The organism is Micromonospora sp. NPDC051296, from assembly GCF_040682255.1.
Classification (GTDB): domain Bacteria; phylum Actinomycetota; class Actinomycetes; order Mycobacteriales; family Micromonosporaceae; genus Micromonospora; species Micromonospora craterilacus.
This window is the reverse complement of the sequence record NZ_JBFBAO010000348.1, coordinates 1-7449: the sequence shown is the minus strand read 5'-3', so window position 1 is coordinate 7449 and position 7449 is coordinate 1. Positions and strand designations below refer to the sequence as shown.

General features: G+C 72.6%; 7 protein-coding genes and 1 pseudogene. All 8 read left to right on the top strand.

Annotated elements, in window-relative coordinates:
• A partial coding sequence (locus AB0M52_RS27415) for a glycosyltransferase family 4 protein (protein ID WP_363959423.1) occupies nucleotides 1-1030 on the top strand: 1030 nt, incomplete at its 5' end.
• Nucleotides 1031-1161: 131 nt separating this feature from the next.
• Nucleotides 1162-2934, top strand: coding sequence for a protein kinase (locus AB0M52_RS27410; protein ID WP_363959420.1), 1773 nt, complete (start codon nucleotides 1162-1164; stop codon nucleotides 2932-2934).
• Nucleotides 2935-3247: 313 nt separating this feature from the next.
• Nucleotides 3248-3838, top strand: coding sequence for a DUF1707 domain-containing protein (locus AB0M52_RS27405; protein ID WP_363959418.1), 591 nt, complete (start codon nucleotides 3248-3250; stop codon nucleotides 3836-3838).
• A 184-nt stretch (nucleotides 3839-4022) separates the two neighbouring features.
• A complete protein-coding gene (locus AB0M52_RS27400; RefSeq protein ID WP_363959415.1) occupies nucleotides 4023-4394 on the top strand; it encodes a GntR family transcriptional regulator in 372 nt (123 codons plus the stop codon).
• Complete coding sequence (locus AB0M52_RS27395) at nucleotides 4391-5317, top strand: ABC transporter ATP-binding protein (RefSeq protein ID WP_363959412.1); 927 nt, start codon at nucleotides 4391-4393, stop codon at nucleotides 5315-5317. The genes AB0M52_RS27400 and AB0M52_RS27395 overlap by 4 nt, the downstream gene beginning before the upstream one ends.
• Nucleotides 5314-6009 carry an ABC transporter permease gene (locus AB0M52_RS27390; protein WP_363959409.1) on the top strand — a complete coding sequence of 232 codons (696 nt, stop codon included), beginning with the start codon at nucleotides 5314-5316 and terminating at the stop codon, nucleotides 6007-6009. Before AB0M52_RS27395 ends, AB0M52_RS27390 begins: the two co-directional genes overlap by 4 nt.
• Before the next feature lie 244 nt (nucleotides 6010-6253).
• The gene (locus tag AB0M52_RS27385; RefSeq protein WP_363959407.1) at nucleotides 6254-7063 is read left to right on the top strand and encodes a metal-dependent hydrolase; all 810 of its coding nucleotides are present in this window, start codon (nucleotides 6254-6256) and stop codon (nucleotides 7061-7063) included.
• A pseudogene (locus tag AB0M52_RS27380) lies at nucleotides 7060-7449 on the top strand (amidohydrolase); the annotation flags it as partial. The gene AB0M52_RS27385 and the pseudogene AB0M52_RS27380, both read left to right, overlap by 4 nt.

Below are 7449 nucleotides of genomic sequence, written 5' to 3'. Positions count from 1 at the left end.
CCGCGCCGCCCTGCGCGCCGCCGACACCGGCACCTACGACGTCATCCACGCCCACGACTGGCTGGTCGCGCACACCGCCATCACCCTCGCCGAACACCTGCACCTGCCGCTGGTGACCACCATGCACGCCACCGAGGCCGGCCGGCACCAGGGTTGGCTGCCGGCGGAGATGAACCGCACCATCCACGGCGTCGAACACTGGCTCAGCAGCGCCTCCACCCGGCTCATCGCCTGCTCCGGCTACATGCGGGAGCAGGTCACCACCCTGTTCGACGTGCCCGCCGACCGCGTCGAGGTGGTGCCCAACGGCGTCGACGACCGGGCCTGGCGGGCCCGCCCCCGCGCCGTCGCCTCGGCCCGCGCCCGGTTCGCCGGCGACGGCCCGCTGATCGGGTACGCCGGCCGGCTGGTCTACGAGAAGGGCGTGCAGCACCTGGTCGACGCCGTGCCGCAGCTGCGCGACCGGCACCCCGGGCTGCAGGTGCTGATCGCCGGGGACGGCCCCTACCGGGGCGAGCTGGAGGAGCGGATCCACCAGCTCGGGCTCGGCGGCACCGTACGCTTCGCCGGATTCCTCGACAACACGCAACTGCCGGCGGTGCTCGGCGCGACCGACGCGACCGTCGTACCGAGCCTCTACGAGCCCTTCGGCATGGTGGCCCTGGAGGCGGCGGCGGCCGGGGCGCCCCTGGCGGTGGCCCGCACCGGGGGCCTGGCCGAGATCGTCGAGCCCGGCGTCACCGGCGTCACCTTCCCGCACAGCGACCCACCCGCCCTGGCCGGCGCGGTCGGCCAGCTCCTCGGCGACGAGGTCTTCGCCCGCCGGGTCGCCCGGCAGGCCCGCACCATGGTCGGCCGGCGGTACGGCTGGGCCACCATCGCCGCCCGCACCGCGGAGGCGTACGCCACCGCCCGCCGGGAGCACGGGCCGATGCAGGCCCGGCGCGCCACCGTCGAGGTGCCGCTACGCCGGCAGACGATAACGATCCCGGACGGCAACCTCCTCGCGGTTGGCGGCGCCGCCTGCTAGGGCTTGTGTCGAGGTCCCGGCACGAGTCGCGGCGGGGCCGGGTCGTGACGTCGACACAAGCCCTTCTGCGGATAGGTGAGCCCCGATCCGCTGGCTAATGTGTACGCCGGACGGCGGCGGATGGGGGATGCGTGCGAGCGTTGATCGCCGGCCGGTACCGGCTGCTCGACCTGGTCGGACGCGGCGGGATGGGTGCGGTCTGGCGGGCCAGCGACGAGGTGCTGCACCGCCAGGTGGCGGTCAAGCAGGTGGTGCTGCCGGCCTGGCTCGGCGGCGACGCACGCGACCAGTTGCGGGCCCGCACCCTGCGCGAGGCGCGTACCGCCGCCCGGCTCAGCCACCCCAACGTGGTCCGCGTCTACGACGTGGTCTCCGACGCCGGCACACCCTGGATCGTCATGGAGTACGTGCCCTCGCGCACCCTCCAGGATGTCATCGACGGCGACGGCCCGCTGCCGCCGCACCACGCCGCCCGCATCGGCCTGGCCCTGCTGGACGCCCTGCGGGCGGCGCACGACGCCGGGGTGCTGCACCGCGACGTCAAGCCGCAGAACGTGCTCGTCGCGGACGACGGCCGGGTGCTGCTGACCGACTTCGGGCTGGCCGTCTTCGACGGCGGCGACGGGGCGATGACCGGCTCGGGCACCGTCCTGGGCTCGCCGCAGTACGTCGCCCCGGAACGCGCCGCCGAGGGGGTGTCCAGCGCACCGGCCGACCTGTGGTCGCTCGGCGCGACCCTGCACGCCGCCGTCGAGGGCCGCTCCCCGTACGCCCGCAGCACCGCCATGGCCACCCTCAGCGCGCTGGCTTCCGTCCCGCCGGACCCGGCGCCGCACGCCGGGCTGCTGGCGCCGGTGCTGGCCGGGCTGCTGCGCCGCGACCCCGCGGACCGCGCCGACCACACCGAGACCCGTCGCCGGCTGCTCGTCGCCGCCGGCACGGCACCGACCGAGCCAGCCCGGTCAGGTGACGACACCGCGCCCTTTCCCTCGACCGGCTCCGCTGGCTCCGGCCCGATGTCCTCACCCACGACCGACGCCGAGCCGACCAGTCAGCCGAGCCACGAGCCGCCGCCGACCGGCCGGCATGCCGAGGCCGCGGCGGCTGGGACGGCTTCCGGCCCGGAGCGTCGAGCTCCGGGGCCGGAGCGCGACCGGGTCGCCGTGGCCCGGCCCTGGGCGCTGGCCGTGGTGGCCGTCCTGGTGGCGATGGCGGCCGGGATCGGCACCGCGCTGACCGTGGTGGCTGCTGGCGAGGACCACTCCGGCTCGCGCCACGAGGCGGGCGATGCCCCTCCCGGGGCGCCGCCCCACGAGGTGGGCGGTCCGGGGCCTGGCGGCCCTCCCCCGCCCGACGGGAGACGTCCGCCGCCGGGGGCCTTCGTACCGCCGCCGCTGCCCTGCGTGCGCCCGTGGGTCGACGGCGCTCAGGTGACCGGCGCGACCCCCACCGCCGACGAACGCTTCCGGCCGCCCGCCGGCTGGGCCTGGCACGCCGACAGTGGCGGCTTCCGGGTTGCGGTGCCAATCGAGTGGCGGTACTCCCGCGACAACGACGTGGCCTGCTTCCAGGACCCGGCCACCGGCCGGGCGTTCACCGTCGCCCGGGACACCGACCCGAGCGCCGGGGCCGCCCGGTTGCGGGCGGTACGGGACCGCGAACTAGCCGCCGGGACCCTCCCGGGCTACCAGGAGTTCCGCCTCGGCCGGGTGGGCGACGCCACCGAATGGGAGTTCGGCTGGCTGACCCCGCACGGCGACCGGATACGCGCCACGCAGATCGTGCCGGACCGGCCGGCACGTGGCCGTTCCTGGACGCTGGGCTGGATCACCCAGGAGCACGACTGGAAAGCGGCAGCGGCCCAACTGGCCACGATCCGGGCCAGCTTCCGTCCCGGCCGCTGAGGTCAGCGCCCCGGGCCGGAGTCCTCGCCCTCCTGGGCCGCCTTCCGCACCTCCTCGTTCGCTGCCGTCGGATCGTCCCAACCGGCCGCGCGCAGCAGGTCGCTCGCGGCGGTACGGGCTCATCGGGCACTCGTACCCGGCCTACGACCGGGGAATCGGCTCGCGTCACGTGACCCCCGACGGCGTCGGTCGCGGCGGTACCGCGAGGGGTCGGGCTCATCGAAAATCCTGTGTCGAGGTCCTCGGCCGAGCCGAGGCGGAGTCCAGGCGGCGGTCCGGGCAGCGATTTCGACGCAGGGCCTAAGCTCGGGCCGTGGAGCGGGAACGGTACGACGACGACACTGACCGGCTGCGAGTCTCCGACCGGGAGCGCGAGGAGGTCGTGGAGCTGCTCGGCCAGGCGGCGGCCGAGGGCCGGCTGACGCTCGACGAGTACACCGAGCGGGCCGGTGCCGCCCATGCCTCCGTGACCCGCGGCGAGCTGGCCAAGGTGACCAGGGACCTGCCGAACGCTCCGAGCCGGCCACCCGCCAGGTCCGCCGGCGCGGTGGCCCTGCCGCCGGAACGGCTCGTGGCGATCTTCGGCAGCGACGTGCGCAAGGGCGCCTGGCTGGTACCGGAATCCGTCGAGGCGCGGGCCGTCTTCGGCGACTGCCGGATCGAGCTGCACGAGACCCAGCTGCCCCGTCAGGTGACCAGGATCGACGCGGAGGCGATCTTCGGCAACGTCACGATCGTCGTGCCGCTGGGCACGGACGTCCGGCTCACCGGCAGCGCGATCTTCGGCAGCAAGCAGTCCAAGATGCGCGGTCCGATCGCCGAGGGTGCCCCGGTGATCGAGGTGCGGTGCCGCGTGATCTTCGGCGACGTGACCGTCCGCCCGCCGCGTAAGCGCTGGTGGTGACGACCGCCGGCATCCCGGAGACCGGGATACCGCCACTCCACCGCAACGGAGTCGACCACCCCTGACCGGTTGAGCCGGCAGCGGCGACGGTGCGCTGGACCACGTGCTCTTGACAGCGGGGCCCCGCCGGCTCCATGGTTAGTTACATGAGTAGTGAACCGCCTAACTACGGTGGCGAACCAGGATGGCGGACGTGATGGAGGAAGGCCGGCCGATCTTCCTGCAGATCGCCGAGCTGCTGGAGAACTCGATCCTCGACGGGACCCTGGTCGAGGAGGGCCAGGTGCCGTCGACGAACGAGTTGGCGGCCTTTCACCGGATCAACCCCGCGACCGCGGCCAAAGGGGTCAACCAGCTGGTCGACGACGGAACCCTCTACAAGAGGAGAGGAATCGGGATGTTCGTCTCTCCCGGCGCCCGCGCCAAGCTGCGCGGCCGGCGCCGCGACGAGTTCGCCCGGCAGTACGTCCAACCGCTGCTGACCGAGGCGCGCAAGCTCGGCATCGACCCGGCGGAACTCAAGCAGATGATCGACACCTGGGAGGAGAACCGATGAGCCCGGTCGTCACCGTCACCGACCTCACGAAGCGGTACCGAGGGGTCACCGCACTGGACCGGGTCAGCTTCTCGCTCACCGAGAACCGGATCTACGGCCTGCTGGGGCGCAACGGCGCCGGCAAGAGCACCCTGATGCAGATCCTCACCGCACAGAGTTTCGCCACCTCCGGAGAGGTCACGGTCTTCGGGCAGCAGCCGTACGAGAACGAGCAGGTGCTCTCCCGGATCTGCTTCATCAAGGAGAGCCAGACCTACCCGTCGAACCTGCAGGTGCACCACGTCCTGCGGGCGGCCCGGCTGGTCCATTCGGGCTGGGACGAGGAGTTCGCCCGGCAGCTCGTCGCCGACTTCCGGCTGCCGCCGCAACGCAACGTCCGCAAGCTTTCCCGGGGCATGCTCTCGTCGCTCGGCATCGTCGTCGGGCTCGCCTCGCGGGCCCCACTGACCTTCTTCGACGAGCCGTACCTCGGCCTGGACGCCGTCGCCCGGCAGATCTTCTACGACCACCTGCTGACCGACTACACCGAACACCCCCGCACGATCGTGCTGTCAACCCACCTCATCGACGAGGTCAGCGACCTGATCGAGCACGTCCTGCTGATCGACCAGGGTCGGCTCCTGCTGGACGTCGAGGCGGAGGCGCTCCGGGGCCAGGTGGTCACGGTCTCCGGCCCGGTCGCGGCGGTGGACGAGTTCGCCCGCACCGGCGCCGAGCTGCACCGGGTGCTCCTCGGCGGGACGGCCCGGGCCACCGTACGCGGTGACTTCGGCCCGGCCGAGCACGACCATGCCCGTTCCCTCGGCCTCGGTCTCGAAGCGTCCTCGCTCCAGGAACTCGTCGTCCGCCTGACCACCACCAGCAACGGGCCCGCGCCGGACGCCGACCGCGCCAGCGCGACCAGCAAGGAGGCTGTCCGATGAACCGCGCTCTGACGGTCGCCCGGCTCCAGTTCGTCGCCTGGCCCAGCGTCGTCGGCTGGCCCTGGGGGATCCTGGCCCTCAGCTTCCTCGTCAACCTGGCGCTCTTCACCGCCATGCAGGAAAACCCCGACGTCGAACCGACCACCGGCGGTCTGGTCAGCATCTACGTCGTAATGTTCATCGCCTGCATCAACACGATCACCCAGGACTTCCCGTTCGCGCTCGGGCTGGGAATCTCGCGCCGCAGCTTCTACCTCGGCAACGTGCTCCAGTTCGCCGCCCAGGCGATCGGCTACGCGGCGGTGCTCTACCTGCTGGCCGTCATCGAGGAGGCCACCGACGGCTGGGGCATCCAGCTGCGCTTCTTCGGTCTGCCCTTCCTCTGGGTGGAGAACCCGGTGCTGCGGTTCCTCGGCTTCGCGCTGCCGTTCCTGCTGCTCGGCTTCGTCGGCATCGCGATCGCCCTGGTGTTCAAGCGCTGGGGCGCCAACGGAATGCTCACCCTGAGCGCCGCCGCGCTGGTCGTGATGGGCGGGCTCGGCGTGCTCGTCACCTGGCAGGGCTGGTGGCCGGCGATCGGCAGCTGGTTCGCCGACCAGTCCGGGGCGGCCCTGCTGGTGGGCTGGCCGGCGCTGCTCACGCTGCCCCTGGCCGCCGTCAGCTACCTCGTCATCCGCCGCGCCGGGCCCTGACCCGGCACCGTTTCACGCCCGGCGCGGACCACCCATCTGGGAGGTCCGCGCTCGGCGTCTCATGGCCGACACACCGACCCGGCTGGCGGGCGTGCGCTGCCATACTCCCTGGTGGTCGGCCCGGTCCACCGACCGCGCTCCGGCATCGTCCGCTGTGGACTGTCCGGGTGATCCCCTGCGGCGCCGCCGCGAACTACAGTGGCGTAGTTTTGGCGCTCAAGATCCCTGGGGAGGGCGAGCCGAGATGATGGGACCATCGCACGCGCTGTCCGGCGCGGCGGTATGGCTGAGCGGGTCCTGGGCGCTCCAGCAGTTCTACGACTACGAGCAGTCGCCGTTGGCGTTGGCCGTCGGCACGGCCGTCTGCGCGGGTGGCGCGCTGCTGCCCGACCTCGACCTGTCCGGCAAGGTGACCCGCAACCAGGGCGGCGCTACCGTAGCCCGCACCTTCGGCGTCTTCTCGCTGTTCGTCGCCGAGGTGGTGGAGAAGATCTCGCTCGGCGTCTACTACGCCACGAAGCTGAGCCGCGACCCGAAGCGCAACAACGGCCACCGTACGCTGACCCACACCATCCCGTTCACCGTGCTGGTCGGCTGGGGCACCACCACGCTGTGTGCCACGTACGGCAAGTGGGCCGTGATCGGCATCCTGTTCTTCATGATCGGTCTGGCCCTGCGCGGCCTGTTCGACAAGTGGGCCGAACGCGCAGGCTGGCTCATCGTCACCCTGATCTCGGCCGGCGCGGCCGTCTTCACCGCCGCCAACCTGCCCGGCGACCGCGGCTACCCGATGATCGGCCTGGCGGTCGGGGTGGGCTCTTTCGTGCACATCATCGGCGACATGATCACCCGGGCCGGCGTACCGATCCTCTGGCCGATCCCGATCAAGCGTCGGATGTGGACGCCGATCAGCCTGCCCGACAAGATCGCGCTGCGGGCCGGCGGCCGGGTCGAGGTCGTCTTCGTCCGCACCGCGCTGACCATCGTCTCGGTGCTGGCCGCGCTCGGGCTGGTGGCTCCCTCGGTGCTGCAACGGTTCAATCTCGACCTGTGACCGTCGAGGCCGTCGACCCGGCGATCGTGGCGGCCGACGCCTCCGTGCCGGGGTTCTGGCAGGGGCTCGGCCTGCCCGGGCTGGCCGACGTGCATGTGCACTTCCTGCCGCCGAGGCTGCGCCGTCGGGTGTGGGAGTACTTCGAGTCGGCCGGCCCGCTGGTGGGCCTGGAGTGGCCGGTCCGGTACCGGTGGAGCGACGCCGATCGGGTCGCCCACCTGCGCCGGCTCGGTGTCCGGGCGTTCAGCGCGCTCGCGTACGCCCACCGGCCCGGCATGGCCGAGCAGCTCAACCGCTGGACGCTGGATTTCGCCCGTACCACCTCGGGTTGCCTGCCCTCGGCGACGTTCTTTCCCGAGCCGGCGGCGCCCCGCTATGTCGCCGGG